We start from the raw sequence: 16,380 nt of genomic DNA, 5'->3' as shown, positions 1-16,380 counted from the left end.
CCCCATGGCCGTCGACATGTCCGGAGAGGAGCGCGTCGCTGCTCCCATCGAAGAAGTATGGGCCGCCCTCAACGACCCGGAAACGCTCAAGGCCTGCATCCCCGGCTGCGAGACGCTGGAGCGCGGGGACGATGATACGCTTTCGGCCGTCGTGTCCTTGAAAATCGGCCCGATCAAGGCGCGGTTCAACGGCGCGGTGGCTTTGTCCAACATCGACCCGCCGCGCGGCTACACGATTTCCGGAGAAGGGAAAGGCGGCATCGCCGGCTTCGCCAAGGGCGGCGCTGACGTCTCGCTTACCGAAGCGGGGCCGGAAACGACGCTCCTTGCCTACACCGCACGGGCCGAGGTGGGCGGCAAGATCGCCCAACTCGGCAGCCGTCTCATTCAATCCACCTCGAAGAAACTCGCAGCCGAATTCTTCTCACGGCTCAATCAGCGCATAAGCAGCGGCTGACGAAACCCAGCCTCAGTTTGCCTGCTCGTCATAGATGCAGATCGCATCCAGGAGAACTTGCGCGCCCTTTGCCAGAGCTTCCTTGTCCGCCCATTCTTCAGGGCAGTGGCTACGTCCTTTCAGGCAGGGGATGAAAATCATGCCAGAAGGCCCGATGCGCGCCATATAGGCGGCATCATGGCCGGCGCCGCTGGACATGGCGATATGGCTCGCACCCGCCTGCTCGGCCCCCGCGGCAAAGGCCGCCTGAATTGCTTCGTCGCAGGCGACCGCCATGCCGTCGCTTACGCGCTGCGCTTCGAATTCGAGACCACGTTGCACGCAGATTTCCCGTGCGCGGGCGAGATAGCCTTCGAAGAAACGTTCCACTTCCGCATTTCGGTTGGAGCGTACCTCGATGGAAAATACCACACGACCAGGCACGACATTGGATCCGTTCGGAATGACTTCGAGCTTGCCGATCGTCGCGACCAGGTAAGCGCCATTCGTATCCTGCTCCTGAGCCCGCGTTTCGGCTTCCTGCACCATCATTGCCGCCGCGACGAGGGCATCCTTGCGCCGCCCCATCGGCGTTGTGCCTGCATGAGCTGCCTCGCCGATAACATCGATCTGGTATCGCGTGATGCCCACAATGTCGGTGACGACACCGATATCGAGCCCGTCATCCTCCAGCACGACGCCCTGCTCGATATGCAGTTCGAAGAAGCCTGCGACATCGCCCTTGTCTCGAAGAGGACCGGTGAGCCTGGAAGGATCGCCGCCCATGGCGGCGATGCCCTCTGCTGTCGTCGTCCCATCGGGAGCCACATAGGCAAGCTGGGCTTTTGTCAGCACACCCGCCATGGCCCGGCTGCCGATACAGGAAAGCCCATACTGGTTCGGTTCTTCCGCCAGGAAGTCGATGACCTCGAGAGGATGGCGCAGTTTCAGGCCGTTCTCGGCGATGGTCTGCGCCGCCTCGAGCGCCACCAGCACACCGGCAATGCCGTCGAAGCGACCGCCACGCGGAACCGTATCCGTATGCGAGCCGGCAACAATGGGTGCCCGTGCGTCTTCGAGCCCCGGCAAGCGGCCGATCACATTGGCCCCCGCATCTACGCTGACCGCAAGACCGGCCGCCTCCATCTCACGCGTCAGCCAGACGCGGCCCTGCTTGTGCAGTTCGCTGAATGCGACACGGCTCCATGGCCGCTCCGGGTCCGTGATTTCTGCCAGCGCCTCGACGCGCTCCCACAAGCGGTCTGCATTGATCGAAAGCCGCAGGCTCCCGTCTTTCATTTCCGTGGTCACCCTATCCTCCTCAAGCGCGTCCGAATGGCTTCACGAAACCGCCGAACCCTTCGGCAACGACGACGCTCTTGCCGTCCCAGACCTGCTGGCCCCGGACATAGGTCGCCTTCACCTGAGGCAGCGACATACCATCATAAAGGCTCCAGTCGGAAATGGTTTGGCTGCCTTCCACACTCCAGCGCGCCTCGCTCGGATCGATAATGGAGAAATCCGCTTCGGCGCCCGCCGTCAACGCTCCCTTGCGCGGCAAAAGCCGGAAATGCCGTGCCGGGTTGGCAGCAAGAAGCCGCGCCGCCATGGACAGGTCGACACCACGCTCAAGGCACTTCTTGATGAGCACCGGCACCATGACCTCGATGCTCGGACCGCCGGACGCGTTTTTCAGCATGTTCGGGTCGTTCTTGCGGTCGAGCGACCAGGCGACATGGTCGGTCGAGACGAGATCGATATTGCCCGCCGCCAGATGACGCCAGAGCGCCTCACGCTCCTGCGACGGACGGATCGGCGGGTTGATCTTGGCCTTGCCGCCAAGCCGCGCAACATCCTCGTCCTCGCTGAACACAAGATAATGGATGCAGACCTCCACGCTCGTATCGAAACCCTGCCGCCGATAGCTCTCGCAGATATCGATGCCCCGCCCGATGGAGCAATGCACCACATGTGCCCGGCAGCCGGTATAGGCGCCGATTTCGTAGATCTCTGCCATGGCCAGCGCCTCGGCGAAATCCGTGTGGCTTTTTCCGTGGGCCGTGTAATCGGTGAGACCGGCTTCCTTCACGCATTCGAGATCGTGCATGACGCTCTCGTGGTTCTCGTTGTGCACGCCTGCCGCAAGCCCGGACGGAGCGATTGCTGCGAAGGCGTCCCGCATCAGCCAGGGCGGAATCCGCGGGAAACGCACCGGATCCGTCCCGAAGGTCGAGAATTTGAAGCCACAGACCCCGGCCTCGATCTGCTCGGCTATGAGGCTCGTGCCGTCCTGCGGATGCACCGTGCCGTAAAGCGCCACATCGACATGCGCTTCGCGCTCGGCATCCGCTGCCTTGGAGCGAACCGCATCCGCGCTGCATACCAGCAACCCCTCGTCATAGGGCATCTCGACGATGGTGGTGACGCCGCCCGCCGCCGCAGCGCGCGTGCACGCGGCAAGCCCCTCGCTCCCCTTTTGCGAGCGGGAATGAACCTGCGCGTCCACCGCGCCGGGAAACACATAGGCCCCCTGGGCATCGATGCGTTCGCGCGCCGCGCCCGGGTCCTGCGCCGTGATCCCCACCACCTTGCCATCAAGAATGCTGAGATAATGCCCCGGCAAAACCGCGCTGGCCGTCACCAGGTCGCCGCGCACCACCAGATCGAACATGTCGGAATCCTTTTGCTTGCCACCGCCCCTACGCGGAAGCGGCTTGATTTGTCAGTACCGCGCCCAGAGCGCGCATCGCCCCCGCCTGAACAGGATCGATGATGCTTATCCCCGTATCGTCCTGAAGGCGTTGGCGATGCCTCGCCATGCCCGCGCATCCCAGGACGACGGCACCTGCGCCATGCGAGTCGCGCAGGCAAAGCGCAGCATCGAGAAGACGCGGATAGACGCTTTCCTCGCTCACCGCCTCGGCAACGCTGATCGAAAGCGGCAGTTCGCCGGCCAGCCGGTCCCAGACGCCAAGGCGCCTGAAGATCGGCTTGTGCCGGCCGACCGACGCACGTGAAAGGGCCAGCACGCCAAACTGATCGGCAAGGCTGAGCGCTGCATAGATAGAACACTCGCCAATTCCGAAGACCGGCTTTTTCGTCATGTGCCTGCAGGCCGCAAGCCCCGGATCGAGAAAACACCCGATCACGAACGCGTCGTAACCGGCTTCTTCTTCGCCTACCAGTTCGGCAAGCATCGGAGCGACCCGTGCGGCGTCGGCCTCGCTCTCGATTCCGAACGGGGCCCCGGCCAGCGAGCGCGTTTCCATTTCAACACCTGTTGTGCAGCTCAGGCACGAAATCGCCACGCCCATGGCCGCGGTAACAGCCTCGTTCGAATTCGGGTTGATGATCAGCACCCTGCCACGAGATTGACTGTTCATGCGGCGGCCCCTCTCGCTTCCCGTCTGGCAACCAGAAGGTTGTTGACGATGATGGCAAGGCTGACCAGCCCCGCGACGATGATCGTCTGCACCTGATCGAAGACAAGGCACAAACCGCATAAGAGAAGCACGACACGCTGCACCGCACCGAGCGGCCTGAAGGCAAATCCGGTAAAGCCGATGGCCAGCGAAAGGATCGACAGGATGCCGCTACCCAAAGCGAAGGCGAAGGTCACCGGATCGAAATCGATGAGGAGCAGCGCCGGGCTGTAGACGAACATGAAGGGCACCAGAAGCTTGGCGATGGAAAGCCGGAAGCTGATGAACGCCGTTCGCATGGGGTCCGCCTGGGCAAGCGCTGCCCCGGCGAATGCCGCAAGCGCAAAGGGCGGCGTCAAGTCCGACAGAAGCCCGAAATAGAACACCGCGAAATGCGTGGCGAGCAGCGGCACGCCGAACTCATAAAGCGCCGGGGCCACGATGGCCGAAAGGATGATGTAGAGCGGCACGGTGGGAATTCCGCAGCCCATGAGAATGCAGGCAACAGCGGTGAGGACCAGTGCGCAGAAGAGGATAGCACCCCGGCTGTCGATCAGGTCGAATGGATCGAGGAAGGCGATCATGTCGGCACCCGCATGCGCGGCCGAAAGAACCGCAGCCGAAAGCTTGAAGCCGATACCGGTAAGCGTGACCGTTCCCAGGATGAAGCCCACGCAGGCGCAAGTCGCCGTGATCACGAGCGTGAAGCGCGCGCCCTCCTCGAACGCCTCGACGATACGCCGCGGCGTCAGCACATGCCCACCCTCGCCTTTGACCAGCCCCGGCATGCCCGCATAGCGCGCGGCAAGCGGGACATACGACACGAGAACCACGAGGATGATGCCCCAGAAGGCTGCAATGAACGGCGTGAAGCGCATCAGAAGCAACGTCACCATCACGATCGGCGGAAGCGCGAGATGCCAGTATTGTCTGGCGACCGCGAGCGCGCTCGGTATCTCCTCGTCCGGCAGTGCACCGAGGCCGAGCCGCTTGGCCTCGAAATGCACCGACAGAAGCACCGACAGATAATGAAATGCCGCCGGCAGGATGGCGATCAGGATCAGCTCGACATAGGGAATGCCCAGCGATTCCGCCATCACGAAGGCCGCAGCGCCCATGATGGGCGGCGTGATCTGCCCGCCCGCACTGGCCGAAGCCTCGACCGCCCCGGCAAAAGGCGCGCGGAAACCTGCCTTCTTCATCAGCGGAATGGTCAGCGACCCCGTGGTCACGGTGTTTGCGACCGTCGAGCCTGAAATCATGCCGAACATCGAGGAAGCAACGACTGAAACCTTGGCCGGACCGCCCGAAAAACGACCGGCAATTGCCGTGGAAAGACCGATGAAAAGCTGTCCAAGCCCCGAAAGCTGCGCCACGACACCAAACAGGATGAAGTGGAACACGAACGTTGCCACCACGCCTGTGGCAACGCCGTAGATGCCCTCGGTGCCCAGATAAAGATGGTTGATGATGCGCGGCATGCTGAAGCCGCGATGCGCGATCTCCGCCGGCAGCTCGGGTCCGGCCACGGCATAGAAGAGGCAGAACATGCCGATTGCCGGCAGCGCCGCGCCGATTGTCCGGCGGGTTGCCTCGGCCACGAGGATCATGGCGAGTGCGCCCATCAGATAATCCCGTGCAATCGGCTGGCCGACGCGGGCAATGAATATCTCCTTGAAGAAGACGATCAGATAGACCGAGAAGCTCGCCGCGAGCAGCATCATCAGATAATAGGTGATGCCGATGCCCTTGTCCGCTGCCGCGGCAGCGCGATTACCCCTGACATTGGGCAGTGACAGGAAAACGATGACCGCGACCGCCCCCCAGAAGAAGATCGTATCCGGTGAGGAGGCAGCAAGGCCAAGCGCCGACCAGGCCTTCCAGCTGATCCACAGGTAACAGGCGGAGAAGAAGGCCGTCGAAATGGTGGACCGAACCGACCACTGGCTGTCCGCCCTGCTGAAGAGCAGGAAGATCAGCGCCATCGAGATGGCCAGATGGACGGACCGATGGATCACCTCGGTAAGAACGCCGAAGCCGGCCGTATAAAAGTGATAGGCCGACAGCCCGAAGGCGAGAACCGTCACCAGCTTGGCGGTGAAACCCGCCACGGCCCTGAAATTGGTTTCAGGATCCACGATCTCCTGAAGATGCGTGACATCGTCCTGGAGGGACGGGTCGTTCGCGGTCGTCAAGCCTGCGCGGCTCATGGCTCAAAGGCCTCCTAGCTGTGTTTACGGGCAAAGCCCAACTCACCCCTCAGGCGAGCATATCCTTGTCGGTCGAATTGCGATGGGCCCATCGCCAAGAAGCTGGCTGAGATCCATGCTTTCAAGACCCGTGATGCGATTGTTCTGAGCGCGTTGCACCCGCACGACCAGATTGGGGATCGGCCTTTCCAGCTCCATCCGCAAGTGGCCGTCGATCTGCTCGAGCCGCCCCTTCACGTCGTCGGGCGAGCTCTCCATTCCATATCCGGGGTCGGTGAAGGTCTCCCGCACCTGCACGATCCCGCTTTCCCTGACCTGGTATTCGCTCACCACCTCGGTGTGGAAGACCGAATGCGTGTAGGAGAGACTGAAGGTCGGGTCGCCTGGCGAAAGCGGCACATCCAGAAGCTCGCGTTGCGTGCGCGGCTCCATAAGGCGCAGTTCCCACGCGCAGCCTTCCGCCTGCCCCCCGTCACCCGCAAGAGCGAGAAAAACCGGGGAGTTGAAAAGGACCGCGGCACACAGGAGCGCGCCGCGGCAAGGAAGACCGGGCGAAATCACTCGGCCTTGATCCCCTTTTCCTCATAATAGCGCTTCGCGCCGGGGTGCACGGGGATGGAAACGGATTCGAGCGCCGTCTCGAGCTTCACGTTCTTACCCTGGACATGAACCTTCGAGAGCGTGTCGTTGTTCTCGTAGATCGCCTTGGCAACCTCGTAGATCACATCGTCCTCGACACCGTCATGGGTAACGAGAAGCGCGCGCAGCGCGAGCGTCTTGATGTCCTCGCCTTGTCCTTCATAGGTGCCCGCCGGAACGACGGTTGCCGCATAATAGGGCTGGGATTCACGCACCTTGGCGATATCCTCATCGGTGAGCGCGAGAAGACGGATGTCGTGGCTACTCGCCAGATCCTGGATCGAGACCGTCGGCAGGCCGCCAATCGCGAAGAAGGCATCGATATTGCCGTCACGCAGCTTGTCGACCGCCTGACTGAAGCTCGAAAAGTCCTCGCTGACATCTTCGCGCTTCATGCCGAACACCCCGAGCACGTCACCGAAGAGCTGATACATGCCCGAGCCCGCAGGGCCGGAGGAAACCCTTTTGCCCTTCAAATCCTGAAAGCTCTTGATGCCGGAATCCGCACGCACCACCACCTGAACGGTTTCGGGAAACAACGCTCCAATGGCGCGGAGATTGGTCACCGCGCCATCGGCGAACTGGGCCGCTCCGCGATAAGCCTGATCGGCAATGTCCGCGCCCATCATGCCTGCTTCGATGGAACCGTTCTGCAGCAGGCGCGCATTGGCGACCGAGGCATTGCCCGTTTCCGCCGTGGCGATCACACGCGCACCGTTTACCTCGGCACTGTTGGAGATCACCTGGGCGATCATCCCCCCGAGGGGATAGTAGACGCCGCCCGTCGACCCCGTGGCGATACCGAAGAAAATACGGTCCGCGGAAGCTGCGGGAGCAACCGTACCGACCGCGACGCACAGCCCCGCCAGGACCGCTGCGGCTTTTGATTTCCAGCTAATATGAGACATTTCGTCCTCCATTGTTTGCAGCATCCTGGCTGATGCCTCTTGTGCCATAGAGAGGAGCGGAGTCATTTCTTCGATGGCTGGCGCCCGACCCTAAGAGGTCCAAGTCGTGTTCACCTCTGCCTTCAGTATCGCAATCCGCAATCAATAATGTCTAATAAAATTGATACGATATTCTATAACTGAAAGCTATTATATCTGCCTTTGTTTTAATCACAGACGAGGCGTTTGACCGGGTAGTTTTCCCTGCAAAGACACAGGCAGTGCCGTGCAACGAAGCCCTCGAGCCTCATCGCCGTCTTGCGGTTTTCTTCCGTGCGCTCGCGCAGCCAGCCGGCTGCTTCTTGCGCCTTCTTGCGCAGTCCTGCGTAATCGAAACTGGTGAACCGGCGATCCTCGAGCACCAGCCTCCCATTGACCATCACGCTCTTCACCGAGCTGGCATCTTCCGAATAGACAAGCAGGTTCAACGGGTTGTTGAATGGCACCAGATTGACGTTGTTGAGGTCGAGGAAAACGATATCCGCGCGCGCCCCCGGTGCGAGTTCGCCGATCCTGGCCGGCAGGTCGAGCATACGCGCCCCGTTGAGCGTGGCCATTTCCAGCGCCTCGCGGGCGGAGACCCAACGATTGACATCCAGGTCGCAGAGACGCGAGACATTGGCGGCAAGGCGCAGAGCCTCGAACATGTTCTGATTGTCGGAAGAGTTTGTGCCGTCGGACCCGACCCCCACGCAAACGCCCGCATCGAGCAATTTCCGCACCGGGGCAACACCGGTCCCGAGCCGCAAATTGCTGCCCGGATTGTGCGCGACCGAGCATCCGCGTTCGGCCATCAGGGCGATATCGTCATCGTCCAGCCAGATGCCGTGGGCTGCCGTGAAGTTCGGGCCGAGAAGCCCGAGATCGTCCATATGTGCCGTCAGGGTCTTGCCGTAGCGCTTGAGGGCTGAAACGGCCTGCGTCTTGGATTCGGCCAGATGCGTGTGCAGGCCTATTCCATGCGCCCGGGCAAGGTCGCGGCAGCGTTCCAGGAAAGGGTCGCTGCAATGCAGAGGGATGGTTGGGGCAAGCGCAGGCTTCGCCTCATCGAGCGGATGCGACCATGAGGCGAGAAACCGCTCACATGCCTTCGCCGTCTCCTCGAACGGGTTGAGGTGGAATTTGGCCGCTTCCCTTTTCAGGGGCTCCGGCAGGCTGTCCATCAAACCGGGAATCGCCTCATAGAGGCTGAGATCGGCAAGCATTGGCGCAATGACGGTGCGCACACCCACATCGCGATAGGCGCGTGCAACCGCGTCCATGCCTTCCGGGGTCGGCGCCGGAAACTCGAAATAAAGGTCGTATGCCGCCGTACATCCCTTGAGGATCATCTCGGCCGCGTTGAGTGCTGCGGCAATGTATTTATGCTCCAGCGTCCGCATCCCGGAAATCCATGGTCCGGCATTCAGGAGAAGATCGAGAGACCACCGGTCGCCCATGCCCCTGCCGAGACTGCCATGGCCATGCGTATGCGCATTGACCATGCCCGGCATCAACAGACAGTCGGAAGCATCGATGACCCGGGCTGATATTCCCTCTGCGGCCTCCGGCGCAAGAAGCTCAAGAACCGCCCCATCCTCGATCAACACATCCAGATGGGGTGCGGCTTCACCATCGAGATCGAGGACGCGCCCGCCGCGGATACAAATTCTTTCAACCATTTCGACCCTCAATGCAGCCCATGCGGCCAACTCTTGACCCGGCTAAATATCACTCCACACCGGTCTGTGAAGTTATCCGCTGATAGAATTCGGGACGGCGATGCGCCGCGAAATTGAAGATGTGGGATTTGTAGTAGCGGCAGCGATCGAGATCGCAATCGGCAACGATGAGTTCGTCCCCTTCCGTCATCGCCTGCGCTACAATTTCGCCCGTCGGCGCGACGATGACACTGCCTCCCATCAGGCGATGCCCGTCTTCGACGCCTGCCTTCGCAACCCCCACCACCCAGGTCGAGTTCTGATAAGCCCCCGCCTGCATCGTAAGGTGATTGTGGAACATGCGCAGCGTCTCGCTTTCCCCTGAAAGGGAATCGGCCACCGGCGTGTTGTAGCCAATCAGGATCAACTCCACATCCTGAAGCCCCATCACGCGATAGGTCTCGACCCAGCGCCGGTCATTGCAGATCGCCATGCCCACACGACCGCCAAAGGCATCCCAAACCTGAAAGCCCGTATTGCCCACCTCGAAATAGCGTTTTTCCAGATGCTGGTGACTGCGCTCAGGCTCATATTCGGCATGGCCCGGCAGGTGAATCTTCCGGTATTTGCCGACGATTTCGCCATTGCGCTCCACGAGCACGGTGGTGTTGAAACGCCGAACCCGCCCATCTTCCTGGACAAGCTCCGCATAGCCAAGGCTGAAGCCGATGCCCAGCCGGCGCGCTTCCTCGAAAAGGGGCAGCGTAGCGGCATTGGGCATTCCGTCTTCGAAATAGCCGTCCATACCGTCGCGCTCGGCATACCAGCGCGGGAAGAAGGTGCTGAGCGCCAGTTCGGGGAAGACGACCAGTTCGCAGCCCTTTTCACTGGCTTGCCGAAGCAGCGCAATCAGGCGGTCGACGATTTCCTTCTTGCTGTCGGATCTCGATATTGCCCCCATCTGGGCACCGCCGATCCTTATGCGCCGCGTCATGTAATCCTCCCGAAACGATTTCGGGAACTCTAGCCAGCACATCCTATTATGTCGTATGAAATAAGGACGGCGATCAATAATAACACATTATAGACTGATCGATCTCGGATTCGACTAGATGGAGGAGCAACGACATGAAACTCAGGCAGCTCGAAGCCTTCCACGCTGTGGTGCGCAACGGCACGACCGCTGCCGCCGCCCATGAACTTGGCGTATCCCAGCCGAATGTAAGCAATCTGGTGCGGCACATGGAAGACCAGATCGGCATAGAACTCTTCGCCCGTCGCGGCGGGCGCCTCGTGCCGACGGCAGAAGCCGAGCGCATCTATCAGGATCTCGAACCCGTCTTTTCAATGCTCAAGGGGGTCGAGCAGCGCATTTCCGATCTGCGCGATTCCAGCGCAGGCTCATTGCGCATCGTGGCAACGCCCAGCATGGCCTCTTCCATCGTGGGCCACTCGCTGAAGCGCTTCCTCGACCGCTGGCCAAATGTGCGCATCACGCTCGACATCCGCCGCATGGAGAATCTGATCGAGAAGATCCAGACACGACAGGCTGAGATCGGTATTGCGCTCTCCTTCGAGGAACACCCGTCCATTCATACCGAAGCAATCCACGAGGGCAAGTTCGTCGCTGTCCTGACAAAGAGCCATCCTCTTGCGCGGGAGGAGGTCATCACACCTCGAACCCTGCGCGGGCACCGCATCATCTCCATGGAGCGTGGCACCCCGCTGGGGCTCAAGATCGCGCGCGCCTTCAAGACTTCGCAGGAGGAATATGACTGGTCGGTCGAGACCCGCTATGGCTACACGGCCTGCAGCATGGCCGGCATGGGCATAGGCGTCGCCCTGGTGGACGAGTACATCGCCCGCGCCACCGAATTCGCCCATCTGGAAAAGCGTCCGTTCAAGCCCGCCGTTCCCGTGGTCGCCTACATGGTCTATTCACGCGAGACACCGCTAAGCCGCATCGCCCAGAATTATTCGCGCATTCTGCGCGATGTGATCGTGGAAGACCCCGGCGCCGACTAGCGCATTTTGCGGTCAGGTGGGGTCACCTGGTTCGCCTCGCAATCCGTTGCAGGTGATCGCTTCGGCGAGGTCGAGAAAGACGTCATTTTCAACCGCCTCGCCCCGCCACATCTGAACCGCGAACCGCGCCGGTTCCTCAAGCGCCACCATAGAGGCATGCCAGACGCCTGCCGCGTAATGAACTCCGCAACGCGCAGTGCCATGAAAACAGCGAACCTGCCGCAGGTCGGGCGCGCCGTCGACGGCGCGCGGCGCAACCGCGATGAGATAGCGCGAGCAGGAAAGCGGAATGAAGGTCTGAGAGGAGTATGGATGATACTCCATGCGCCCGATCCGCACGGGCAGGCTGGAAGGTTCGAGTCGGGTTGTCGTCAACCGGGGAAGATCAAGCCCCGGATGCGCCCGCTCATAGGAGACAAGCGGCGCGCTCGATCCCGGACAATCCAGGGGAAAGGCAATACCGAACGGCTCGAAGGCCTCCGGTGTCAGGGGCACGGCCTCAAGGCCCGTGGCGATGGCGTCCATGAAAGAAATCCCGATTTGAAGAGGGGTCAGCCCGCTGCGGGAGCCGGATGATGCCGCTGCCAATGTCTGGCGATATCGAGCCGCGAGGCTATCCAGACATCCTCATGCTGGCTCACATAGTCCAGGAAACGGGCAAGGCCCAGGGCTTTCCCGGGCCGCCCGACAATGCGGGCATGCAACCCCACCGACATCATGCGCGGCCTATGAGCGCCCTCGGCGCGGAGAAAATCGAAATTCTCCTTGAGGTGCTGGAAGAAGGCTTCCCCGCTGGAAATGCCCCCGCCCGGTGCAAGCTTCGTGTCGTTGGTATCGAGGCTATAGGGGACGACCAGATGATCCTTGCCGCCAACCCTTGTCCAATAGGGAAGCTCATCGCTGTAGCTGTCGCTGTCATAGACGAAACCGCCCTCTTCCGCGAGTAGAGCCCGCGTATGCTCGCTCGCCCCATAACGGCAGTACCAGCCAAGCGGACGTTGGCCAGTGAGCCGCTCGATCAACGCAACCGCCTCCGCAATATGCTGCTTCTCCTCCTCCCTTGAAAGCGTGAAGTGCTCCTCCCACCGCAAGCCATGGCAACACAGGTCGAAGCCATGCCGCTGCATTGCTGAAACCACATGCCGGTTGCGCTCCAGCGCGACCGCGCAGGCGAACACCGTCAGCGGCAATTTGCGTTCCGCAAACAGCCGAAATATCCGCCATACGCCGACCCGGCTGCCGAATTCGTACATGCTCTCGAAAGCCATGTCGCGCTGGCCACCCGGCACCCGCCCGCCAGGCGTATCGGCAAGGCCGATCTCATTGCGCTTGAACCCGTCATAAGCCCCATATTCGGCGCCTTCCTCGTAGTTCATAACGAATTGCAGCGCGAGCCGTGCTCCATTCGGCCATTTCGGATCCGGCCAGTTCTCGCCATATCCGATGAAATCCCGTTCCGGTGTGATCATGAGCAGGTGCCGCCATTCCATTCTCGATTGCCGGCACCATCAGCCACGCGCGATACGCAAAGTCCAATTCGCAATAACCCCAGCGAATAAGCGTAGGTTATGGAGAGCCAATCCGGCATCGCACACCACACAGTAGCGATGCAGGCCGCATCCGAAATGCAAGAGTAAAGCCCACCTTTACTTCAAAGATACCTGGTGAGACTTGGAGCCAGGAAGAAAATATAAAATATACGCACACGATATATTGCTTTGATGACAAAGCCGAAATTTGAGCATACGACAATATAATTTCATCCTGCGTTGAAAAATTCTCAATGAAATTTGACACGAAAAAGGCAGACCGCTAGGTTCTCAACTCAGGTGAACTTATCAGGAGAATGAAGTATGCTTTATGGTTCCGGTGGCATTGCCGCCGCGACACGTGTTGCCGTTTTTTCCGCTGCTCTTCTTGGCGGTGCGGGCCTTGCACAGGCTCAGGACGCGTCCGCCTGCGGCACCGACCGCACGATTGATATCGCCGAGATGACGTGGCCTTCCGCGGCCGCGCTCGCACGCATTCACGCGAAGATTCTGGAGACGGGTTACGGCTGCAATGTCGAGGTGGTCACCGGCGACACGGTGCCGACGTCCTCGTCGATGCTGTCGCGCGGGACGCCGGCCATCGCGCCCGAGCTTTGGACCTCGGCAATCGAGCAGCAGTGGGAGAAGGGTATAGAGGAAGGCAAGCTTGTTGAGCTTGCCGACGCAATCACCGACGGCACGGTCGAAGGCTGGTTCATCCCCCGCTATGTGCAGGAAGCCAATCCGGAACTGGTGAAGGCCGAAGACGTGATCGCCCGCCCGGACCTCTTCCCCGATCCGGAGGACCCGTCCAAGGGCCGGCTTTATTCCTGTCCGCCCGGCTGGGCCTGCGAGCTCTCCACCTCGGCGCTTTATGAAGCCTACGAGATGAAAGACAAATGGAACCTCTTCTCGCCTGGTTCTGGCGGTGCGCTCGATGCCTCCATCGCCCGCGCCTTCACCCGCGAGGAGCCGATCCTGTTCTATTACTGGGGCCCGACCGCCATTCTCGGCAAATATGACGCCGTCCAGCTCGACCTCGGTGAGGTAAAGCCCGACGTCTATGCCTGCAACACCGACACGGATTGCGACGAGCCGGCCGCCGTCACCGCCTATCCCTCTTCGCCCGCCGTCGTGGGTGCGGCAAGCTGGGTCAAGGAAGATGCACCGAACGTCGCCGAATATTTCAGCAAGGTCGGCCTGACCAACGCTCAGATCAGTGAATTGCTGGTCTACGGCGAGGAGAACAAGGCCGATGCGGCCGCCACCGCCGAAAACTTTCTGAAGACCAAGAAGGACGTCTGGCATCAGTGGGTGCCGGAGGAAGTTGCGGCCAAGGTGGACGCAAGCCTCAACTGACGGCCATGAAGGCAGTCCCGATAAGAAAAGCGACGCAGCCGGGGGAACGCCCCGGCTGCGTCGTATGGGTTCTGCCCCACGAATTTAACAGGGAATGCGCCGGCCTACGGGCCCGAACGCCGGAACGGTCCACACCCGGACCGAGCCTTTCGGCTCCGCAGGAATGCGCAAATCAAGATGACGGGGTGCAGCGCCTGACCATGAACACATGGCGGACACAAGGCGCTCCAGCGGGAGAAAATCGAATTGTTTCCTGAATTGATCGACACACGCCCGCTGCGCCGGGCCGTGGACGACGGTCTCAACTGGGTCGTCCGCAATTGGGGCGACCGCTTCGAGGCCGCCGCCCATCCTCTGCTCCTGCTCCTGAAATGGATCGAGGGGCTTCTGGTCGCCACCCCCTGGTGGCTGATGATCGCCATCCTGACGGGCATTGCATGGCTGGCGACCCGCCGCTGGCAGCTGCCCCTGGTGGTGCTGGTCTCCATGCTCTTCCTCGGCGTGATGGGGCTCTGGGGCGACGCCATGAGCACCATGGCGTTGATGATATCAGCCACGCTTACGGCCATCATCTTCGCCATTCCGGTCGGCGTCTGGATGTCGCGCTCCGCCTGGGTTCGCCAGGCGATGACCCCGATCCTCGACCTGATGCAGACATTGCCAAGCTTCGTCTATCTCATACCGACGGTCATGATTTTCGGGCCGGGCAAGATACCGGCGTTGATCGCCACCATTGTCTATGCCGCCCCGCCGCTGGTGCGCCTCACCGATCTCGGCCTGCGCACGGTCGATCCTGCGGTAATGGAGGCAAGCCGCGCTTTCGGCGCCAGCACCAGTCAGCGCCTGTTCGGCATCCAGATACCGCTCGCCCTGCCCACCATTCTGGCCGGCATCAACCAGACGACGATGATGGCGCTCGCCATGGTCGTCATCGCTTCGATGATCGGTGCTGGCGGCCTTGGCTATCAGGTCCTCCAGGGCATCGGCCGTCTCGAGGTGAGCCGTGGCCTCTTCGCCGGCCTCGGCATCGTGGCGCTTGCGATCGTCTTCGACCGGGTGACGCAGGCCTTCGGCCGCAGGCTTCAGGAACGGATTGGACTGGCGGAGCAACGCTGATGACGGAAAACAATGAAAAGACGCCCGCCATCTCCATGCGCGCGGTGACCAAGATTTTCGGCAACAACGAGCAGGAAGCACTTGCTCTCCTGCGTTCTGGCAAGTCGAAAAGCGAGGTTCTCGCCGAGACCGGCCATGTCGTCGGTCTCGATGACGTATCGCTGGACGTCATGCCCGGCGAGATTTTTGTCGTCATGGGGCTTTCCGGCTCAGGAAAGTCGACGCTCATCCGCCACGTCAACCGCCTGATCGACCCGACCTCGGGCGAGATCATCGTCGGCGGAACGGATGTCTTGAAGATGAACATGCGCGAGTTGCGGGAATATCGCCGCACACGCGTTGCCATGGTGTTCCAGAAATTCGGCCTGCTTCCGCACCGCTCGGTGATCGACAATGTCGCCTACGGACTGGAAGTGCGCGGTGTCGACCGCGAAGAACGTCTGAAGACAGCCCAGAAATGGATCGAGACCGTGGGTCTCTCGGGCTACGAAAAAAGCCGGCCCCGCCAGCTTTCCGGCGGCCAGCAGCAGCGTGTGGGCCTAGCCCGCGCATTGGCCCTCGATACGGAAATCCTGCTGATGGACGAGGCCTTCTCAGCACTCGATCCGTTGATCCGCACGGGCATGCAAGACCAGTTGATCGAGCTTCAGAAGTCCCTCGGCAAGACGATCCTCTTCATTACCCACGATTTCGACGAGGCACTGAAGGTGGGCGACCGTATCGCCGTCCTGAAGGACGGCGCGCTGCAGCAGATCGGGCGGCCCGAGGAAATCGTGCTCTCGCCGGCCAACGAGCATGTGGAGGAATTCGTGCAGGCCGTGAACAAGGCCCGCGCCATCAAGGTTCACTCCATCATGGAAAAGGGCGATCACGAGCCCTGCGACCAGGCCGTTCCCATGGACGCGCGCTGCGAGGACGTTCTGCCGCTCTTCGCGGAAAACGCCTGGGTCGGCGTCGTCGATGCCGAAGGCAATCAGGTGGGTCGGCTCACCGCCAAGCAGGTGATCCGGGCGCTTGCCCGCCACGCCGCACCCGCATCCTGATCTTCTGCTGAACC

15 protein-coding genes are annotated in these 16,380 nt (G+C 61.3%); 5 read left to right on the top strand and 10 right to left on the bottom strand.

The features are described 5' to 3' along the window. The first annotated feature begins 4 nt into the window (after positions 1 to 4). Positions 5 to 457 carry an SRPBCC family protein gene (locus NA8A_RS19140; protein WP_009452029.1) on the top strand — a complete coding sequence of 151 codons (453 nt, stop codon included), beginning with the start codon at positions 5 to 7 and terminating at the stop codon, positions 455 to 457. A gap of 12 nt (positions 458 to 469) precedes the next feature. Here the strand turns inward: NA8A_RS19140 and NA8A_RS19135 are convergent, their stop codons facing one another. The 8 genes from NA8A_RS19135 to NA8A_RS19100 form a co-directional block, all read right to left on the bottom strand. Beyond that, positions 470 to 1,747 (bottom strand): Zn-dependent hydrolase, encoded by a 1,278-nt coding sequence (locus NA8A_RS19135; RefSeq protein WP_240532824.1) that lies wholly within the window; start codon positions 1,745 to 1,747, stop codon positions 470 to 472. Positions 1,748 to 1,757: 10 nt separating this feature from the next. Beyond that, positions 1,758 to 3,107: a dihydroorotase gene (locus tag NA8A_RS19130; protein ID WP_009452027.1), complete on the bottom strand. Its 1,350-nt coding sequence runs from the start codon at positions 3,105 to 3,107 to the stop codon at positions 1,758 to 1,760. A 28-nt stretch (positions 3,108 to 3,135) separates the two neighbouring features. After that, positions 3,136 to 3,819, bottom strand: coding sequence for an aspartate/glutamate racemase family protein (locus NA8A_RS19125; protein ID WP_009452026.1), 684 nt, complete (start codon positions 3,817 to 3,819; stop codon positions 3,136 to 3,138). After that, a complete protein-coding gene (locus NA8A_RS19120; RefSeq protein WP_009452025.1) occupies positions 3,816 to 6,068 on the bottom strand; it encodes a TRAP transporter permease in 2,253 nt (750 codons plus the stop codon). The genes NA8A_RS19125 and NA8A_RS19120 overlap by 4 nt, the downstream gene beginning before the upstream one ends. 42 nt (positions 6,069 to 6,110) lie before the next feature. Beyond that, positions 6,111 to 6,500 (bottom strand): DUF1850 domain-containing protein, encoded by a 390-nt coding sequence (locus tag NA8A_RS19115; protein WP_143088102.1) that lies wholly within the window; start codon positions 6,498 to 6,500, stop codon positions 6,111 to 6,113. Positions 6,501 to 6,625: 125 nt separating this feature from the next. Beyond that, on the bottom strand, positions 6,626 to 7,615 hold the full coding sequence (locus tag NA8A_RS19110) for a TAXI family TRAP transporter solute-binding subunit (RefSeq protein WP_009452023.1): 990 nt from the start codon (positions 7,613 to 7,615) through the stop codon (positions 6,626 to 6,628). A 206-nt stretch (positions 7,616 to 7,821) separates the two neighbouring features. Beyond that, positions 7,822 to 9,315 (bottom strand): amidohydrolase family protein, encoded by a 1,494-nt coding sequence (locus NA8A_RS19105; protein WP_009452022.1) that lies wholly within the window; start codon positions 9,313 to 9,315, stop codon positions 7,822 to 7,824. A gap of 49 nt (positions 9,316 to 9,364) precedes the next feature. Next, positions 9,365 to 10,288, bottom strand: coding sequence for an N-carbamoyl-D-amino-acid hydrolase (locus NA8A_RS19100; protein ID WP_009452021.1), 924 nt, complete (start codon positions 10,286 to 10,288; stop codon positions 9,365 to 9,367). Between the two features lie 134 nt (positions 10,289 to 10,422). Here NA8A_RS19100 and NA8A_RS19095 point away from each other — a divergent pair, with 134 nt between their 5' ends. Further along, a complete protein-coding gene (locus NA8A_RS19095) occupies positions 10,423 to 11,319 on the top strand; it encodes a LysR family transcriptional regulator (protein ID WP_009452020.1) in 897 nt (298 codons plus the stop codon). A gap of 12 nt (positions 11,320 to 11,331) precedes the next feature. Here the strand turns inward: NA8A_RS19095 and NA8A_RS24450 are convergent, their stop codons facing one another. Together NA8A_RS24450 and NA8A_RS19085 are read right to left on the bottom strand one after the other, a co-directional pair. Continuing rightward, the gene (locus NA8A_RS24450; RefSeq protein WP_009452019.1) at positions 11,332 to 11,844 is read right to left on the bottom strand and encodes an ureidoglycolate lyase; all 513 of its coding nucleotides are present in this window, start codon (positions 11,842 to 11,844) and stop codon (positions 11,332 to 11,334) included. Positions 11,845 to 11,870: 26 nt separating this feature from the next. After that, positions 11,871 to 12,809, bottom strand: a complete 939-nt coding sequence (locus NA8A_RS19085) for a polysaccharide deacetylase family protein (RefSeq protein WP_009452018.1) — start codon at positions 12,807 to 12,809, stop codon at positions 11,871 to 11,873. Positions 12,810 to 13,172: 363 nt separating this feature from the next. On the opposite strand from NA8A_RS19085, the gene NA8A_RS19080 reads away from it, so the two are divergent. The 3 genes from NA8A_RS19080 to NA8A_RS19070 all read left to right on the top strand — a co-directional run bounded on the left by NA8A_RS19080 (position 13,173) and on the right by NA8A_RS19070 (position 16,366). Next, positions 13,173 to 14,207 carry an ABC transporter substrate-binding protein gene (locus NA8A_RS19080; protein ID WP_009452017.1) on the top strand — a complete coding sequence of 345 codons (1,035 nt, stop codon included), beginning with the start codon at positions 13,173 to 13,175 and terminating at the stop codon, positions 14,205 to 14,207. Positions 14,208 to 14,453: 246 nt separating this feature from the next. Continuing rightward, complete coding sequence (locus NA8A_RS19075) at positions 14,454 to 15,323, top strand: ABC transporter permease (protein ID WP_009452016.1); 870 nt, start codon at positions 14,454 to 14,456, stop codon at positions 15,321 to 15,323. Beyond that, positions 15,323 to 16,366: a quaternary amine ABC transporter ATP-binding protein gene (locus tag NA8A_RS19070; protein ID WP_009452015.1), complete on the top strand. Its 1,044-nt coding sequence runs from the start codon at positions 15,323 to 15,325 to the stop codon at positions 16,364 to 16,366. Before NA8A_RS19075 ends, NA8A_RS19070 begins: the two co-directional genes overlap by 1 nt. Positions 16,367 to 16,380 lie beyond the last annotated feature (14 nt).

This window comes from Nitratireductor indicus C115 (assembly GCF_000300515.1).
Lineage (GTDB): Bacteria > Pseudomonadota > Alphaproteobacteria > Rhizobiales > Rhizobiaceae > Nitratireductor > Nitratireductor indicus.
This window is presented reverse-complemented; position numbering and strand designations above follow the sequence as displayed.